Origin of the sequence: Archangium violaceum Cb vi76 (assembly GCF_000733295.1) — a bacterium.
Taxonomy (GTDB): Bacteria; Myxococcota; Myxococcia; order Myxococcales; family Myxococcaceae; genus Archangium; species Archangium violaceum.
Genome location: NZ_JPMI01000004.1, coordinates 1 through 17,539, shown reverse-complemented (window position 1 = coordinate 17,539; position 17,539 = coordinate 1). Strand labels below are relative to the sequence as shown.

Sequence of the window (17,539 nt, the reverse complement as noted above, 5' to 3'; positions counted from 1 at the left end):
CTTCCGGGAACGAGGGCCTCATGGTCACGGCGAAAGGGCTCAGCTCTTGTACTTCACCGAGCAGCCGTACGGCTCGGTGGTGGAGGTCGGCACGGGCTTGCCGGACAGGAGCGCGTCCACCGCCGTCTTCACGTGGTTGGTGGTGCCCCCCTTCTTGTTGCCGCGAGCGTCGTCGTCGATGGCGCCCGCGTAGCGCACCACGCCCTGCTCATCGATGACGTACATGTGCGGCGTCGTCTTGGCGCCATACGCCTTGCCCACCGTGCCGCTCGCGTCCTGCAGCACCGGGTAGGTGAAGCCCTCGGTCTTCTTCCAGGCCGCGGACTTGTCCGGCGTGTTGCTCGCGGTGGAGTCCACCGCCAGCCACACCACCTTCTTCGCATCCACGCCCGTGAACGTCTTCTGCATGGTGTCGGCCGTGTAGTGGCGCTGCACGAAGGGGCAGCCCGGGTTGGTCCACTCCAGCACGACAACCTTCCCCTTGTACTGCGACAGCGTGTGCTCCTTGCCGGCCTCGTCCTTCAGGGTGAAGGCCGGAGCGGGCTTGCCCACCTCGGCGGTGTCGGCGGCGAGGGCCGCCACGGGCAACATCACAGCGAGGGCCACTGCGGTGAAGAAAGGCTTCATTCGCTCTGCGCTCCTGGTGAGGGGACTGCGGAAGAAACAACTCGTGGGCGGTGGCTATCGCGCGTCGGCCACCCGCTCGGCCGCCCGGCGCACGGCGTCGGTGACGGAATCGGCGGTGAGGAGCTCGGGAAGCACCTCGGGCTTGTCGGGCGCCGCGGGGCTCACCACCAGGTACATGGGCACGCCCGCGCGGCCGAACTCGGCCAGCTTCGCGCTGATGCGCTCGTCCCGCCGCGTCCAGTCCGCCACGAAGAAGGCCACCTTGTGCTGCGCGAAGGCGGCGCGCACGTCCTCGCGCGTGAGCACCGTGCGCTCGTTGAACTTGCAGGTGAGGCACCAGTCCGCGGTGAAGTCGATGAACACGGGCTGCCCCGCCTTCAGCGCCGCGGCCACCGCCGTCTCGTCCCACGGCTGAGCCTCGGCCACCATGGAGGCCTTGCGCACGGCCGGGCCCGCCTCCTCGAAGCGCAGCGAGAGGACACCGCCCACCACCAGGATGGCCACCACCGCCGCCACGCCCGCCGCCTTGCGGCCGCCCGAGTCTCCCTGCACCAGGCCGTACAGCCACGCGCCCAGGCCCACCACGGCGAGGAAGGCGAGCAGCCGCGCCATGCCGTCCACGCCCGTGAGGCCCCCCATCACCCACACCAGCCACACCGTGGTGCCCAGCAGCGCGAAGCCGAGCAGCTGCTTGCCGCGCTCCATCCACGCGCCCGGCTTGGGGAGGAGCTTCGTCAGCCCGGGCACGAGCACCAGCAGGCAGAAGGGCAGCGCCAGACCGAGGCCCAGCATGAGGAAGGTGGCCAGCACCGTGGCCGGGCCCGCCGCGAGCGCGAAGCCCACCGCGGTGCCCAGCAGCGGCGCCGAGCACGGCGTGGCCAGCACCACGGCCAGCACGCCCTCACCGGCGCTGCGCGCGAAGCCGTGGCTCGAGTCCACCTTCTCCACCAGCGCGGTGCCGTCCGTGCCCACGTTGAAGACGCCGAAGAGGTTGAGCGCGAAGGCCACCAGCACCGCGGCCACGGCGGCCACGAAGAGCGGCTCCTGGAACTGGAAGCCCCAGCCCACGCTGCTGCCGCCAGCGCGCAGGGCCAGCACCACCGCCGCGAGCACCAGCATGGAGCCCACGATGCCACCGGCGTACGCCAGCGCGTGCAGTCCCACCTGGCCGCGCTCGGCGTGCACGGTGCGGGTGAAACCGTAGGCCTTGAGGGCCAGCACCGGGAAGACGCACGGCATGAGGTTGAGCAGCGCGCCCCCGAGGAAGGCGAAGAGCAGCACCAGTCCCAGTGACAGCGAGGACTCCGCGGCCACGGGCGGGGCCGCCACCGCGGACGCCTGGGCGGCCACGGGCTTCCCCGCCGCGGCGGCCACGGGAGCGCCGGGCGCGGCGGCCACCACGGAGGCCATGGGCAGGCTCACCGTCAGCGCGGAGGAACCCAGGTGCAGCACGCCCGCGAAGCGGGGCTCCTGCGCGGGCACGTCCGGAGCGGCCTGGCCCTCCAGCTTGAAGGTGCCGGGACGGCCCGCCACGGCAGACAGCGCCAGGCGCGCGATGCCGGGGATGCGCTCGGGGACGAAGAAGTCCTTGTCCACCGCGGGCACCGGCTGACCCCGGGGGCCCGTCACGGTGAGCGTGCCGGTGAAGGGCTGGCCGGCGGTGAGCGGCTTCGTGTCGAGCGCGAGCGTCACCGCGTGGCCGGAGCTCTCGGGCGCCACGGGCACGCGCGCGTGGGCCGCGGCGAAGACGAGCGCATGCTCGGCGTCCGGCCGCGTCTCGGGGCCCACGGAGATGTTGCGGGTGAGCATGAGCTGCGCGGGCAGACAGTGCACCTCGCACACCAGCACGTCCGCCGCGGCCGACAGTTGCAGCGAGCCCTCGGCCTTCTCGGAGGCACGGGCATCCGCGAAGAGGAGCACCTCTTCCGCGTAGCCGTAGGTGGTGATGTAGCCGTCCGAGGTGCGGAAGGTGGACGGCGCGGGCCACTGCAGCTCGCCCACGGTGGTGCCCGGCGTGTCCCACGTCACCTCGGAGGCCAGGCCCGACTCGCCCGGGTTCTTCCAGTAGATGTGCCAGCCCGGGTCCATCCGGAAGCGCACGCCCACGCGGAAGGCGTCTCCCGCCTTCACCTGGGCCACGTCCGTCAGGAGGGCGGCTTCCACCCGGTCATTGCCCTCGTCCGGCGCGCCACTGGCCACGGCCGTGGAAGGCAATTGCGCCCGGGCCTCGGCCGCGCCGAGGCAGAGCCCCAGCACCGCGAGGAAGAGAAGGGCTCCCCAGCTCGAACGTCGTACCCGCTGCTTCATGCGCCTCCCGTTAACCCACCGGCCCGCCGTTCGCCAGCCGGATGCCCGTGGATGGGCTCTCCTCAACCCTCCAGGCGGGCAGGCATTCCCCAACGGCCCCGCCCTGGTGGTACGGGTGATACGCGGGCCGCCATTCCCAGGTTACAGGGGGAGGGTTGGGGTGATGTGGGTGGATACCTTCCGTACGGCTCGAATGCTCGCCGAGCGGCCGGGCCCCGGGGACTTCCTGGAGTGGTGCCAGCTCCGCCAGGACCCCCGGGTCGCGGCCACGCTGGGTGGGCTACGCCCCGAGGAGCGCCTCCGGAGGGATCTCGACGCCATCCTGGAGCATTGGGCGCGCCATGGCTTCGGCGTCTGGATGTGGCGTGCTCCCGCGGACGGACGGCTCATCGGCCACTGCGGTCTCCGGCACTACCCGGTGGAGGGCCAGGAGGAGCTCGAGTTGCTCTACGCGCTGCGCTTCGAGTCCTGGGGACAGGGGCTCGCCACGGAGATGGCCGCGGCCTCGCTGGAGGTGGGCTTCGAGCGGCTCGGCTTCGAGGACGTGGTGGCCTTCACGCTGACCACCAACAAGGCCTCGCGGCGCGTGATGGAGAAGCTGGGCATGCGCTACGAGCGGGACATCACCCACGCGGACCTGCCGCACGTCCTCCTCCGCATCACGGCGGCGGAGTGGCGCCAGGGCCCGGTGCGCGAGCGGTTCCCGCTCGGCTGAGCCCGCCGCGAGGGCCACCTCGCCTCTCCCCCTGTCGATGAAGCCCCGGAAGTTGCGTGTGAGAAGAGCCCAGCACAACTGCTGCAGCCCCAGGTCCACCCACTCGTAGGCGCTCCACCTGTCGGTAGTGAGGAAACCCACGAAGTCCGTGCCGAGCTGAACTCCTCCCCTTGGTCCTACAATAGGCCGTGTCGTTTGGCCCAGGCAACGAATGCGCCAGGGCCGAAGGGAAAGCGCGCACCTGCTCCCACCAACTCATCCGCGAGAACCTGGGCATCAAGTTCCGAGAGCAAGCCCCGTTTCACACCTTCCGCCACGAGCGCCAAGGTTCGTCGAACAGTGACGCCTCGCTTGCGGCCAAGTTGGACCGCGACCTCGTCATCAGTGAACGCGGTGGCACGATGGAACTCCGCCCAGGCAAGCACCGTGGCCTCGCCAATGTTGTGCGTCCCTGCGCCAAGAGGCCGTGCGTACTCAGCGAAGAGCCGCAGTTCTGGCAGCCCATCCACGGGCTCGATCCGGAGCCACTCCAGTGTGTGCACCTCTTGCAACAAGGGATAGTCGCGCACACCTGCGTCGAGTTCCTCAAGTACGGCACGGGTCGTCACCCGCTCATGACCAGACGTGAGTTGTTCGAGCAACGTGAGTTTCTTTGCCCTGGCGAAGCAGCTCAGGGGCGCACTGTCGAACACGAAGACCGCCATGCGTCAGTCCAGCTCGAATTGCGAGAGCATCGACTCGACTGGCACTTGATCCTCGGGAGGGAGCTCAGTGGCAACAACAGTGCCACGCAACAATTGCAGCGCCCTCTCGGCGCTCACCTTGTGCCCCTTGTAAGCACGCACGACAGCTTGAGTGAAGCGAGGAGGAATAGCGGGGGGCGCCAGTTCCTCACGCAAGCTCAAACCTCCCTCAAGGTAATCCGCTCTGCGGGGGCGCTCCACCTCCAATCTCGCACGCATCCCGTCATCAATGAATCCGAGGCTACAAAGGTGCCCGACAACCGCCGTCCAGCTGACGCCGAACTGCACTCCGATCGAGATAGCGGCTTGGCGCTCATCGCCCTGTTCAAGGAGCGTCGGCCAGCGCGAGCGCACCGCCTCCCTTGGTATCAAGAAGTGAATGACGAACGCGTCGATGAGCCGTTCCCGGTCATCACCATCCGATCCGATGATCCACTCCGAGGAGACATCGTCAGAGTAAACGTGGTGGCCGAGTTCATGGAGCAAGGTGAACCGGCGACGGCCCGACTGAGCACGCCCGTTCACGACAGCGACACCACCTCGCTCAAGTCGCAGGTAGGAACCATGAAGAGACTCTTCCTGCAGGTCCAAGCTGAAGGCGTAGAGACCTACCTGTTCTGCAATGGCTTGGAGATCCCAAATGGGTCCAGTATCGAGGCCCAGATTCTGTCGAAGTTCTCGCGCCGCTGCTTCAGCGCTCACAACGGAATCGATTTTCCTCGGACGCGGGGGCGAGGGTGGAGTGAGGGTCTTCAGCTCAACCAGGAGGTTCACGTCACGAGCAAGGGTTTCCAACAACACGTCTGCTTGTGAATCTCCCTCGAAGTCGCGGCCCTTTCGCCGACTCAAGATCGCGGGAGGTGACGGGGTGAGAAACCACTCGATGGGTCGCTTCAAGACCTCCGAGAGGCGCGACAGCTCAAGAGCATCGAGCTTGCGCTCACCTGCTTCCACCTTCGTGATGGCAGTCCGGTCGAGCTGTACCGCTGCGGCCAAGTCCGCCTGGCTCAGGCGCGCTGTCTTCCGCGCTTCCGCCAAGCGCGCCCCCAGCTCTTGCCATGTATCCAACCACTCCTTTGCCATAGTGCGAAAATAGCACATCTTCGCCAAATAGCACGACTTCATGCACGCCTGCCTGGACCCCGACCATTTCCTTTGTCTCGTGGCAAGCAGCCACCGCCCTTCTCCGTTGGATTCCGGGCATCCAAACAGAGCCACTGCAGGAAGGTCTGTAGGACGTCCGCCACTAACAGACTGAGGACAGGGGAGCTGGCAGAGACCTCACAATGTTCCGGCCATACCTCCCCCATCGGGAAAGCACAGTGCGTAATTGGTACGCAATCGGTCAGTCTCCAGTGAACACGAAGGAGTTCCTCAGCCCAGTAATCTCAAGAACTTAGCCGACCTCACTCGAACCCCAAGGGGCCCTCAGGGGGAGCGCTACGAGCCTGTCACCGAAGACGCTGCGCGCGTGTGTTGATACCTCCCCGCGCGTTACCACCCCACCGCCAGGGCACTGGGATGCCTATGAAGCGTTCTTCCGTGAAGCTGCTTGGGGCGCGCTGTACTTCGCCATTCGCTCAACGGGCCCGGAGAGCGCGGAGCACACGGCGGTGCGACTGCGGGCAGTGCTGCGTTTCAGGGTGCCGCTCCAGTCCGTGCGCTACCTCTTCAAGCACCTGGGAGCGGCGCACACGCTGGATGAACTGATGATGGCCGCCTGCGGCTGGGCCGCCGAGCGCATGGCGCATGCAACACGCGAGGACTGCATCGAGGCCATCCTCCGGCAGAAGCCACGCGCACTCTCCTCTTCGCGCAGCTTGAAGCACCGGAAGGTGTTGGCCGATCTCTCCCTTCCAACGCGAGCGCCTCGCCATGCTCGATGCACGCGCATCTGCGCGGGTCTCCGGCGAATGCACCGCGGATCTGATCGGGCAGTTATATGACTGGGATCGCGCTCTCGAGATGCATTAGCCGGAGCGGTTGCGCCGGATGACCCGTTCAGGAGCCGCTCAGTTCCCCGCCTTCCGGAAGGGGATGGCGGGCTGGATGATGCTCAGTCCCGTGTGCGCGTCGGCGGCCCGGGCGCGGCGCACCATCAGCGCCGGCAGCTCGCCCGCGCGCCGGCCCACCGCGACCTTCAAGTCCGCCAGCCGCTCCACGTGTCGCTTCGCCGGCACCGCCTCCACCGCCAGCCGCACCAGCTCGCGCAGCGCTTCCTCCGCCACCTTCAGCGACTGCTCGGCGGCGATCGGGTTGCGCCGCACCAGCGACTTCCACGCCGACGACTCGGCCGCCACCAGCTCCAACTCCGTCCCCACCGCGCGGATGAAACGGCCCTCGGGGCTGTCGGGCAACACGCGCTGCACCGGCACCGCCACCCGCCGCGTGTCCCCATTCTCCGTCCACGTCGTCGTCACCCCGAGCGACCAGTCCGCCAGCTCCAGCCGCCCCGTGAAGAGCGCCCGGCGCGCGAACGCGTGCGAGAGCGAGCCCAGCCCCACGTTCAACGCATCTCCCTCCACCCGCGCCATGTAGCGGTGACGGCACTGCAGCTCGGTGAAGCCCATCGGCTTCACGAACACGCGCGCGTCCGTCCCCACCTCGCCGAACAGCTCGGCCACCAGCGCCGCCGCCGCCACCGGCAGGCCCTCGGCATCATCCACGTGCGTGAAGCCCGTGCCCGCGGGCGCCGTGAGCGCCTCGAGAATCTCCGGCAGGTAGTGCCGCCCCAGTCCCAACGCGTGCAGCGTGATGCCGGACTCGGCCACCTTGGAGCCCAACGTGCGGAAGTCCGCCAGCGAGCGCGGGCCCACCGAGGGCTCGCCATCCGTGAGCATCAGCATCTTCGGCCGCGCCCCCGGGATGAACAGCCGGCGCACCGCCGCCGCCCCCGAGTCCACCGCCTCGTGCAGCGCCGTGCCCTCGCCAGCCTGCAACGCCGAGAGGCTCTCGGAGAGCTCCGTGCGCGCCTCCGCGTCCATCAGCTTCATCGGCACCAGTTGCTCCGGCGCCCCGTCGAACGCCATCAGCCCCAGGTAGTCCTTCGGCCCCGCGCGCTCGACGAGCAACTGCGCCGCCTCCACCGCCGCGGCCAACGGCGCGCCCCGCATGGAGGCACTCCGGTCCAACACCAGGTTCATCGCCACGGGTGCGCGCGGCGCGTCCGACTCGGCCTCCACGGTGACGAGCAGATGTACATCCCGGCCGCGCTCACCATCGCGCTCGACCGCCCAGGCCGTCAGCTTCATTGCTTCATCCTCCGTGCGAGGCACGCTCGTGTGCCCCGGTACCGCCGCGTCCCCTCAGTATCGCCCCACTGGCCCCCACGGCCGCAACCCGAAGGCGCGCCCATTCCCACGCTCGTCCGCCGGACTCGAGGACCCGCTCCCGGAATGCAGGACCCGGACACTCCGCGAAACCTCAAGAACCGGTCCCCTCCACCCCACCCGGCCCCGCGCCGGGCTCCCACACCGCGCGCCCCTCCACCCGCTTCATCAAGCCCACCGCCTCGGCGGGCAGCCCCGCCAGGAGCGCGGGCGACTGCGTGGCCACGAGCAGTTGGGTCTCGGTGGAAGCGCGCCGCAGCAGCCGGGCGAGCACCGGCAGCACACGCGGGTGGAGTCCCAGCTCGGGCCCGTCGAGCCCCACCAGCGGCGCCTTCCGGGGCGACAGGCACAGCGCCGCCAGGCACAGCAGGCGCAACGTCCCGTCCGAGAGATCCGCCAGCGTCAGCTCGCCCCCCGCGCCGGCCTCGCGCCACACGCCGAGCACGGTGCCCGGCCCGCCCCGGGGTTTGACCGAGAGCGAGTGGAAGGAGGGCCAGGCCTCGCGCAGGGTGGCCTCGAGCTCGCGCCAGCGCTCGGGGTGCTCCACCATCAGGTGGAAGAGCACGGCGCTCAGGTTGGCGCCATCCGCCGCCAGCAGGGGCTCGGGCTCCGAGAGCACGGGCCGCCGGAGGGCCGCGCTCCTCGACACGTCGAAGCCCGGGTAGAAGCGCCAGCCCGAGACGAACGCCCGGAAGCTGGCCACGGAACGCAGGGCCGGCTCCAGGTCCCCGCGCAGCACGAGCCTGTCCGGAGGCAGCACGTGGGACGCCGCGAGCACCCGGGGCCGGGGCGTCGTCCAGCTCACCGTGCGGCTCGTCCCCCGGCCATTCTCGAAATCCAAGAACGTGAACGACTCCGACTCCTGGCCGCTCGCGTCCGCCCGCACGCAGGCGAAGCGCTCGGAGGTGACACGGGGGGCGCTCTCGGGACCGCCCAGGCCCAGCGAGTACCGGAAGGCGTGGCCGGAGCCGCTGGTGACGCGCAGGGACAGGTGGAGCCGCTCGGGCGCGCCGGCGTGGAACAGCCGCTGGCCGGTGCCGCGCGGATCCACGCCCGGAGGCAGCGGATGCTCCACCGCGAAAGCGAGCAGCGCCAGGCAGTCGAGCAGCGAGGACTTGCCCGAGCCCGGCTCTCCCGTGAGGACCGTCAGGGCGCCGAGCCGCGCGTCGAGGCCCTCGAGCACGCGGTACCCATCCACGCGCAGGTGCGTGAGCCGCAGGGGCGCTTCCAGCGGGCCCTGGGCCGCGAGCCGCGCGCGCACCACCTCGAAGGGCTCCGTCTCCAGCACGGCCGGCGAGAGCTGGATGGCGTCGACGAGGCCTCCGTCCTCCCCGAAGAGCACCTCCGCGAGCTCCAGCTCCGGGGCGAACCGCTCCAGCGTGCGGGCCACCTCCACCGCGGGCAGGCCCGACAGCGCGCCGAGCTCCGCGGCCGTCCACGCCTTGCCGTGGTGGAGCTGGTACGCCTCTTTCAGGGCGGGCAGCAGCCGGTCGAAGCGCGCGAGCTCCTCCTCGGGATGCACCGGGGGGACCGCTTCACTTGCGCTCGATTGGCTCGGAGAACCCACGTGGGGTGAAGATACACGGAGCCGCGGATTCCATCCCCGGAACGGGTGCCAGGCACCGGCTCGACAGGGAGACGCGTCCCTCCGCGTCACACTCGCGCCCCCGCGTCTCATCCCCTGGACGCGGGGGCCATGGCACTACTCGGCGTCGTACCCGCCGTACGCTTCGTCCGCCCCCCACAACCGTCCGCCGGTCGTCACCCTCACCGGCATGATGGTTCCCGACTCATCGTCCTCACCGCCCGGAACCACGTAGGCCAGCCCCTCATCGTCCAGGTACGTCGTGTCGTCGTGCACCATGGCTCCTCCTGGGCGCTCTTCGTGTGGCCTCAGGTCGCCGGCCCGTGGGCTCGACGCCTCACACGCGCGCCCCCCTCTCGGTCACCTGGAGCCCACCCCATGTGGTGCCCCGTTCAACGCGTTGACCGATTTACCGTCCAGGTTGGCCATTGTGGGACGTCTTGTAAAGCCCTTGTGCCTCAAAGCAGCCAACTACGTCGTGTAGTGCACGCCTGCTTGCTTTTACACAGCCTCTTGTGGCAGCCCGCCCGGAGCACCCCCTTCGAGGGACCGGGCGGGCCGTGTTTTCAGCTCCTGCGCATCCGGGCCCGGCCGGGGGACGGCCAGGCGAGCAGGAGCAGGTCCTCGAACGGCGCGAGTCCGCTATCGGGAGGAGAGGCACGTTCGCGCTGTCAACGTTGACCTGCCTGAGGTACGTGCGGGCTTCGCCCCGAGTAGAAACACCGCGACGCCTGTCCCGGACAGGTGCTTGATTCGCGAATCAACCTTGTTAGGGTTGCAGGGTGACAGCAGTGCCGCAGCGCGGCATCCGGACCTCCCCACCGCGCCCCATCGCGAGGTTCACCGAACCGCCATGAGTCCCATCATTACAGGCCTCCTCCTCACCGTCGGAGTCTCCATCTTCGTCATGACCATGGCCGGACGCATCGGCGTCCTGCTGGCGATGAAGCACGAGAACCGGCTGGACAACCTCCCCCAGCGAGCCACCGCGCTGCTGAGCTTCGGCCTGGGGCAGAAACGCATGGTGGACCGGGAGGAATTCACCCCGGGCCTCATGCACGTGTTCATCTTCGCGGCGTTCATGGTGCTGGCGGTGCGCACCATCATGCTGTTCGTGATGGGCTTCTCCGAGACGGCCCTGGTGGTGCTCACGGACCTGACGGACCCCTTCTGGGGCGCGTACCCGGCGCTGCTCGGCCTCTACCGTGTCTACCTGTTGCTCAAGGACCTGGTGGCGGCCGGCGCGCTGCTGGGCGCGGCCTACTTCGTCTACATGCGCGCCAGCGTGAAGCCGGACCGCATGAGCCCCTCGTGGGAGGCCTACCTCATCCTCGGCTTCATCTCGGGGCTGATGGTGACGGAGTTCCTCTTCGGTGGCAGCCACATGGTGCCCCGCGAGCAGACGATGCCGCTGGCCACGAGCAACTTCGTGTGGTGGGAGCCGGTCACCAGCCTGGTGGGCATGGCCATGAAGCCGCTGGGCTGGACCGCGGCGCACGTGCTGGGCGTGGCGGGCTTCTGGATCCACCTCACCATCGTCCTGGCGTTCCTCAACTTCCTGCCCGTGGGCAAGCACTTCCACGTGATTACCGGCCTCTTCAACGTCTTCTTCCTCCGCCTGGGCCAGGGCCAGCGCAACACGCAGAGCGCGAAGCTGCCCACGCCCAACCTGGAGAAGGAGGAGTTCGGCGCGGCCACGGTGAAGGACCTCACCTGGAAGCAGGGCCTGGACCTGTACTCCTGCACCGAGTGCGGCCGCTGCCAGACGCACTGCCCCACGTACATCACGGGCAAGCCGCTCACCCACAAGGGCGTGAACCAGGACCTGAAGCACTGGATCTGGGAGCACGAGATGTGGGTGGAGGAGGGCCGGGGCCCGTCGGGTACGGTGGAGCCGCTGCCTGAAATCATCGGGAGCGCGCTGAAGGCGGAGACGGTGTGGGCGTGCACGAGCTGCGGCTGGTGCGAGACGGCGTGCCCGGTGTTCATCGAGAACGTGCCGCGGCTCATCGACATGCGCCGCTACCAGGTGCAGGTGAAGGCGGAGTTCCCGGCGGAAATCCAGCGCGTGTTCGAGGGAATCGAGCGCCAGGGCAACCCCTGGGGCCTGGGGCAGGACCGGCGCGACGAGTGGGCGGAGGACCTGGCGCTGCCCACGTGGGGTGACGGCGGGACGTACGAGTACCTCTTCTTCGTGGGCTGCGCGGGCAGCTACGACGACAAGCAGAAGAAGGTGAGCCGGGCGCTGGTGAAGATTCTCCGCGAGGCGGGGGTGAGCTTCGCGACGCTGTCCAAGCAGGAGATGTGCAACGGCGACACGGCGCGCCGCCTGGGCAACGAGTACCTGTACCAGACGATGGCCAAGACGAACGTCGAGAGCTGGAACGCGATGGGCGTCAAGGCGGTGATTACGCAGTGCCCGCACTGCTTCAACACCATCAAGAACGAGTACCCGGAGTTCGGCGGTGAGTACCGGGTCATCAACCACACGCAGCTCATCAACGAGCTGCTGAAGGACAAGCGCATCAAGCTCTCCGCGGTGATGAACCAGAAGCTGACGTACCACGACCCGTGCTACCTGGGCCGGCACAACGGGGTGTACGACGCGCCGCGCGAGGTGCTGAAGGCGATTCCGGGGCTCGAGGTGGTGGAGATGCAGCGCAGCGGGCGCGAGGGCTTCTGCTGCGGCGCGGGTGGCGGGCGGATGTGGATGGAGGAGCACATCGGCACGCGCATCAACCACAACCGGTTGAACGAGGCGGCGCTGACGCTCAAGCACGCGGAGGACCCCAGCACGCCGTACCCGGACGCGACGGACAGGAAGAAGCCGGGCCTGGTGGGCGAGTACAAGGAGCCGGGCGGCAAGGGGATTGTCGCGGTGGCGTGCCCGTTCTGCTCGACGATGCTGAACGACGCGGTGAACGACACGGGCCGCGAGGAGCGCATCAAGGTGAAGGACATCACCGAGCTGGTGGCGGATGCGCTGGAGGTGAAGCAGGGAACGGGCACGGTGGCGCCGAGCGTCGCCGTGAACGCCAAGCCCGAGTAGTTGCCCCACTCCACCAGCCCACTCGAGCACCCATCAACAACCCCGAGCAACATCCCCTCTCCCCCTGGGAGAGGGTCGGGGTGAGGGTGTCGAGGACCCCGAGTTGGAACACAAAGGCCCGGAGACCCCGACAGAGGGTCCCGGGCCTTCGTTCATCCAACGAGAAACTCAGATACCGCCGTAGGAGGGCTCCATGGCGCCCGGAACCACGAGGGTCCCCGCGCCGGTGGAGGCGATGCCGAGGCGGTAGACGTTGTCATTGCCGCCCGAGTTGGAGAGGAAGGCCACCTCGGTGTTGCCGCGCCAGCTGGGCCAGGTGTCCTGGACGCCGGACTCCCCCGTGTGCGACGACAGCTGCGTCACGTTGGTGAGCGTCTGCCCGAGCAGCGCCACGAAGATCTGCGTGCCGCTGCTGGTGCGCCCATCGAAGGCCACCTTGGTGCCGTCCGGAGACACCGCGGGGCGCGTCGCCACCACCTGCGCCGTGTTGCCCAGGTTGAAGGAGACGACGTCGATGGAGCCGGTCGCCACGCCCACCTTCACGAGGAAGTTGAGCTGGCTGGCGGTGTAGCCGGCCGACGCGAGCACGTACTGGCCATCCGGGTAGTAGGAGGCGGCGCCGTAGACGTAGGGGCTGCCGTTGGTGAGGAGCTGGAAGCTGCTGCCGTCCGCGTTCACCCGGGCGAGCTTCGCGTAGCCGCCCTGGTCCAGGGTGAAGACGATGGTGCTGCCGCTGGGGTTGAAGGCGGGGAAGCGGAAGTTGCTGCAACCCGAGCAGGCGGTGCTGGCGCTGGAGAACACCGTGGAGGGCTGGCCCGTGCCCGTGGTGGGCACCGTGCGAAGCTCCGACGCGGAGCCGGAGCGGAACACGAAGGCCACCGAGCGTCCGTTGCGCGACACCGTGGGGTAGTACGCGTTGCCCTGGGTGGTGAGTTGCAGCGGGGAGTTGGGGTCCCCGTTGTCGTCCACCGCGTACAGGTTGCGGCCGCTGGTGCCGGTGCGCACGAAGACGAAGCCACGGCTGAAGGTGCCACCCGCGCCACCACCGCCACCACCATCCGGGTCCAGCGTGAAGCCATCACACCCCGACAGGCCCACCACCGCCGCCAACCCGAGAATCCGCAACAGCTTCATACGCTCGTGCTCCTGTTCCTTCCGGCCCCGCGCATGGAGACGTCCATGCGGGCGCGGCATTCAAACACGAGTGGGGAGCGGACGCGCGCGGACGGCCGGCGAGGCTAGCGGGTGAGCTTGTTCAGCTCGTTGCGGCAGTTGTTGCACAGCGACATCTGCTTGCGATCGCAGTCCTGTGGCGTCTGGGCGAAGAACATCACACAGCGGGCGTCCTCGCAGTAGGACAGGCCCAGCAGGTGCCCCGCCTGGTGCACGGCCTCCACCTGGAGCCGGCGCCGCAGTTGCTCACCGTCCGCGCCCTGCCGCAGGCGGAACAGGCTCATCACCGCGCTCTTGGACTCCCGGTCCGCCTCACCCAGCACGAAGGGGGTGTCCGGCACGAAGAGGTCCACGTCCGTGACGCCCAGCACCATGGACTGCCCGGGCTCCAGCATCCCCGCCAGCCGGCGCATGATGGCGTTGCAGTGGTACTGGCTCCGGTCCTTGTTGAAGGCGTAGGCCGGCGCCGGCAGCAAGGCCTTGCTCACCACCGAGGCGAGGCCGAGCTGCAGGGAGATGGGGCCCTCCAGCTCCTTCAGGAGCACCGGGGTCGGGCTCCCCATGGGGACCAGCAGGAGCACCTTCTGCGGCTGCGGCATCGGTCCACCGTCCTCGAGGGAAGAAGGGTGGCTGGGGCGCAAGGATTCGAACCTTGATGATCAGATTCAAAGTCTGACGTCCTGCCTTTAGACGACGCCCCAGCAAGATCGCACGGTTACAGCTCGACACCGGATTGTATGCCATCCAGTTGCGGTCGGAAACATTTCCGTACATCGGTTGGCTGGAAGACAGCGGGGGGAGGGGGCGGCCGCCCCGATGTCGACCGTCCTTCACGTGGGTACGAGCCGGCGGGCGGGGGGTGGGGCCAGGGGGAGGGGCCGGGCAGGTAGGTGCCCAGGGGGGAGGCGGGCAGCTCCAGGACGAAGGTGGCCCCCTCGCCCGGCTGGCTGGTGGCGTGGAGGGTGCCGCCATGGGCCTCGACAATCCGCCGGGTGAGGAAGAGGCCGAGCCCCAGGCCGCCATACTCCCGCGCGGGCACCGCCCGCTCGAAGCGGCCGAAGATGCGCTCCAGGGCCTCCGGGGAGACCCCGATGCCCTGGTCCTCCACCACGAGCCGGGCCGTGCCGTCCCACTGGGACACCTGGAGCCGGATGGGCCGGCCCCCCCCGAACTTCACGGCGTTGCCCAACAGGTGGCCCAGGGCCTGCTCCAGCCGCTCCCGGTCCCACATGCCGGTGACGTGCGGCTGGAGGGACAGCACCACCTCGCAACCGGCGCGCCCCAGCTCCTCGGAGAAACGCTCCACCACGTCCTGGACCAGGGTACCGAGCTCCACCGGCTCGCGCTCCAGCGGCAACCGGCCGGTGTTGAGGCGCCCCACGTCCAGCAGGCCCTCCACCAGCCGCCCCAGGCGCGACACCTGCCGGGACACCGCCTGGAAGCGCGCGAGGACGGACTCACTGGCGGCCCCCTGGCGCAGCGGGCGTTGCAGGTTCTGCAGCTGGAGCTTGAGCGCGGTGACCGGGGTGCGCAGCTCGTGGGCCGCGACGGTGATGAACTCGTCACGTACGTGGATGGCGGACTGGAACTGCCCGAGCAGGTGCGCGTTCTCCACCGCGAGCGCGCAGTGGTGGGCCAGGTCCTCGGCGAAGGCCATCATCCGCGAGCGGGCCACGTGGGTGTGCCCGGCCCGCACCAGCGCCAGCCCCCCCAGGAGGCGGCCCTGGTGCTGGATGCGCGCCAGGACCGAGGCGCCCTCGGGGCCGAGCCGGCGCCGGGAGGGCTCGGACAGCTGGCGGATGTCCTCTCGCAGCCGCCCCTCCGCCTCCTCCGAGAGCCCCAGCCGCGCCACCGGGACGAGCCTCCCGTCCTGCTCCAACAGCCACACGGCGAAGCCAGAGAACAGCTCCGGCACGAGGAGCCGGGCCATACGCGGCAGCGTCTCCCGGGGCTCGAGCGACTCGGCGAGTACCGCGCCGGACTCGGCCAGCAGCCGCTGCTCCCGCTCCACGCGCCGGCGGTCACAGGCCATGGCGGCGAGGAGGAGGGTGGACAGGCCCGCCACGGCGAGGAAGAGCTGCACGGAGATGACCCGCTCCGGGAGCGTGGCGTCCATCACCCCGAAGGGCCCGCGCCGGGCCGCGGTGTGCCAGACGGCGAGGGGCCCAAGCACCATGGCGGCGGTGGCCGCGCCCCGGGGGCCCAGCCGCAGCGCCGCCGCGAGGGCGAAGGGCAGGCACAGGTAGGGCAGCGACATGAGGATGCCCCGGGGCTCGGGCAGGCCGAAGGCGAGATGGGCCACGAGCGCCAACAGCAGCATCATCCCCACCAGCTCCACGTCCTCCAGTGGGCGGCGGGGCACGGGGCGCGGAGTGCGCCAGGTGAGCAGCAGGGGGGCGAACAGCACCGCCCCCAGCCCGTCCGAGAGGTACCAGCCCAGCCAGCCGTGCCAGAAGTCCCCGGTGCTCAGCGGCCCCGGGCCGAGAAGCGCCACGGCTCCCATCCCCAGGGTGGCACCAGGCAGGGGAGCGAGCAGCCCTCCCGCGAGGAGCAGCGCGACCACTTCCCGGGGCCGGGAGAACGTCACCGGCCCGTCCAACCAGCGCCGCATCAGCCCGGCTCCCACCACCGTGCGCAGACAGTTGCCCAGTCCCCAGAGCAGGGCCATGTCCAAGGGGTCCCCATAGAGGGGCACCAACATGACTTCCGCGGCGAAGACGGCGGCCAGGTACACGGGCCAGCGGCGCGGGGCCGCGCGCAGGAAGACGGCGAGCGTCAACCCGCTGGGGAGCCACACCGAGGCGCTTTCGAGGGGAGGGAAGACGAAGAAGGCACTGAGCGCCTTCAACCCGCAGAAGGCGGCGAAGAGCAGCAAGGCACGGCCCCACACCTCCGCCCGTGACTCGCCCGCCCTGTCCCGTCCCATTTCCACCATCGAGTCATCCCCGGAAATAAAGGTATGCATGCGCTACATCCAGAAGCACTTCCGAGGACCCCGACGCATGAAGCCCGGCCTCTATCTGGCCCATAAACCGGTGGGCACCACCAGCTTCGCCCTGGTGCGGACATTCATGGGCGAAGTGGAGGCGGCGGGCCTCACGCGCAAACAACTTCCCGTCTGCCATGGCGGCACGCTCGATCCATTCGCGGAGGGCCTGCTGCTCCTGCTCGCGGGCCCGGCCACGCACCTGATGGACCTGCTGCACGCCGTGCCGAAGACCTACGAGGCCGAGGTCATCTGGGGCGTGGAGACGGACAACGGAGACCTGCTCGGCCAGGTCACCCATGAAGGTGATACGTCTGTCCTGTCGGACAATATTCTAAACGCCGCGCTCGCTCCCTTCCTTGGTTGGAGGGAGCAGGTGCCACCCGCCACCAGCGCCAAGAAGGTAGGTGGCGAGCCCGCGTACAAGAAGGCCCACCGGGGCGAGGCCGTGGAGCTTCCTCCCTCGCGCGTCTATCTCCACGAGGCGCGCTGGCTCTCGCATGAACTGCCCCGCCGCAGCCGCCTGCGCATCACCTGCCGCGGTGGCTACTACGTGCGAGCGCTCGCGCGGGACCTCGGCCGGTCGCTGGGTTGTGGGGCGCACCTGTCACGGCTGCACCGTACCGACATCGGTCCCTGGGAGGACCCGGGCCCGGGAGGGCGCGTCTGGCTGCACGGCTCCGCGGTGCTGCCCTGGTGTTCTTCCCGTGTCATCTCGGGCGACGAGGTGAACGACCTCAAGCACGGGCGCTCCATTCCCAGCGGAGAAGTGCGGCCCCCGGACTGGCGCCTGCCCGAGGGGTTCCCGGATCCGGAAGCACCCGTGCTCGCCCTTCAGCGCGGCCGGTTGGTGGCACTGCTGCGTGAGCAGGATGGAGCGCTGCGCACCACGACCCCGCTGTGGCCCGGGGTGTGAGCACTGTCCCCTCGCCCTCCGGGAGAGGGTCAGGGTGAGGGTATCCGTGCCCGTTCTTCAATCCGTGGCCCACCCTGGGGACAGGGGGTTCAACCTGGGATGCGTGGCA

General features: G+C 69.3%; 14 protein-coding genes and 1 tRNA gene. 4 read left to right on the top strand and 11 right to left on the bottom strand.

The window, feature by feature from the left end; genetic code table 11:
* Positions 1–39 precede the first annotated feature (39 nt).
* Both Q664_RS00640 and Q664_RS00635 read right to left on the bottom strand, forming a co-directional pair.
* Positions 40–627: a thioredoxin family protein gene (locus Q664_RS00640; protein WP_043388586.1), complete on the bottom strand. Its 588-nt coding sequence runs from the start codon at positions 625–627 to the stop codon at positions 40–42.
* A 54-nt stretch (positions 628–681) separates the two neighbouring features.
* A complete protein-coding gene (locus tag Q664_RS00635; RefSeq protein ID WP_084609443.1) occupies positions 682–2,934 on the bottom strand; it encodes a protein-disulfide reductase DsbD family protein in 2,253 nt (750 codons plus the stop codon).
* Positions 2,935–3,103: 169 nt separating this feature from the next.
* On the opposite strand from Q664_RS00635, the gene Q664_RS00630 reads away from it, so the two are divergent.
* On the top strand, positions 3,104–3,649 hold the full coding sequence (locus tag Q664_RS00630; RefSeq protein WP_200883641.1) for a GNAT family N-acetyltransferase: 546 nt from the start codon (positions 3,104–3,106) through the stop codon (positions 3,647–3,649).
* Positions 3,650–3,825: 176 nt separating this feature from the next.
* Here the strand turns inward: Q664_RS00630 and Q664_RS00625 are convergent, their stop codons facing one another.
* Positions 3,826–4,353, bottom strand: a complete 528-nt coding sequence (locus Q664_RS00625) for a PIN domain-containing protein (RefSeq protein WP_043388583.1) — start codon at positions 4,351–4,353, stop codon at positions 3,826–3,828.
* Between the two features lie 3 nt (positions 4,354–4,356).
* Entirely contained in the window at positions 4,357–5,517 is a 1,161-nt protein-coding gene (locus Q664_RS00620; protein ID WP_043388581.1) for a helix-turn-helix domain-containing protein, read from the bottom strand.
* A 488-nt stretch (positions 5,518–6,005) separates the two neighbouring features.
* On the opposite strand from Q664_RS00620, the gene Q664_RS57205 reads away from it, so the two are divergent.
* A complete protein-coding gene (locus Q664_RS57205) occupies positions 6,006–6,338 on the top strand; it encodes a hypothetical protein (RefSeq protein WP_152621827.1) in 333 nt (110 codons plus the stop codon).
* A gap of 66 nt (positions 6,339–6,404) precedes the next feature.
* On the opposite strand, the gene Q664_RS00615 is transcribed toward Q664_RS57205, so the two are convergent.
* The 3 genes from Q664_RS00615 to Q664_RS59865 all read right to left on the bottom strand — a co-directional run bounded on the left by Q664_RS00615 (position 6,405) and on the right by Q664_RS59865 (position 9,585).
* Positions 6,405–7,643, bottom strand: a complete 1,239-nt coding sequence (locus tag Q664_RS00615) for a vWA domain-containing protein (protein ID WP_043388580.1) — start codon at positions 7,641–7,643, stop codon at positions 6,405–6,407.
* A gap of 172 nt (positions 7,644–7,815) precedes the next feature.
* Positions 7,816–9,243, bottom strand: coding sequence for an AAA family ATPase (locus tag Q664_RS00610; protein ID WP_043388578.1), 1,428 nt, complete (start codon positions 9,241–9,243; stop codon positions 7,816–7,818).
* A 180-nt stretch (positions 9,244–9,423) separates the two neighbouring features.
* The gene (locus Q664_RS59865; RefSeq protein WP_198956278.1) at positions 9,424–9,585 is read right to left on the bottom strand and encodes a hypothetical protein; all 162 of its coding nucleotides are present in this window, start codon (positions 9,583–9,585) and stop codon (positions 9,424–9,426) included.
* A 574-nt stretch (positions 9,586–10,159) separates the two neighbouring features.
* Between Q664_RS59865 and Q664_RS00605 the strand changes: the two genes are divergently transcribed.
* Positions 10,160–12,355, top strand: a complete 2,196-nt coding sequence (locus Q664_RS00605; protein ID WP_043388577.1) for a (Fe-S)-binding protein — start codon at positions 10,160–10,162, stop codon at positions 12,353–12,355.
* 168 nt (positions 12,356–12,523) lie between these two features.
* On the opposite strand, the gene Q664_RS00600 is transcribed toward Q664_RS00605, so the two are convergent.
* The 4 genes from Q664_RS00600 to Q664_RS51380 form a co-directional block, all read right to left on the bottom strand.
* Positions 12,524–13,489, bottom strand: a complete 966-nt coding sequence (locus tag Q664_RS00600; protein WP_052517503.1) for a TolB family protein — start codon at positions 13,487–13,489, stop codon at positions 12,524–12,526.
* 104 nt (positions 13,490–13,593) lie between these two features.
* Positions 13,594–14,127 (bottom strand): non-proteolytic archaemetzincin-like protein, encoded by a 534-nt coding sequence (locus Q664_RS00595; protein WP_043388575.1) that lies wholly within the window; start codon positions 14,125–14,127, stop codon positions 13,594–13,596.
* Between the two features lie 28 nt (positions 14,128–14,155).
* Positions 14,156–14,229: transfer RNA gene (locus tag Q664_RS00590), tRNA-Gln, on the bottom strand.
* 14 nt (positions 14,230–14,243) lie between these two features.
* Positions 14,244–16,493, bottom strand: coding sequence for a sensor histidine kinase (locus Q664_RS51380; RefSeq protein WP_084609442.1), 2,250 nt, complete (start codon positions 16,491–16,493; stop codon positions 14,244–14,246).
* A 37-nt stretch (positions 16,494–16,530) separates the two neighbouring features.
* On the opposite strand from Q664_RS51380, the gene truB reads away from it, so the two are divergent.
* On the top strand, positions 16,531–17,430 hold the full coding sequence (gene truB, locus Q664_RS00580) for a tRNA pseudouridine(55) synthase TruB (protein ID WP_043388719.1): 900 nt from the start codon (positions 16,531–16,533) through the stop codon (positions 17,428–17,430).
* Positions 17,431–17,539 lie beyond the last annotated feature (109 nt).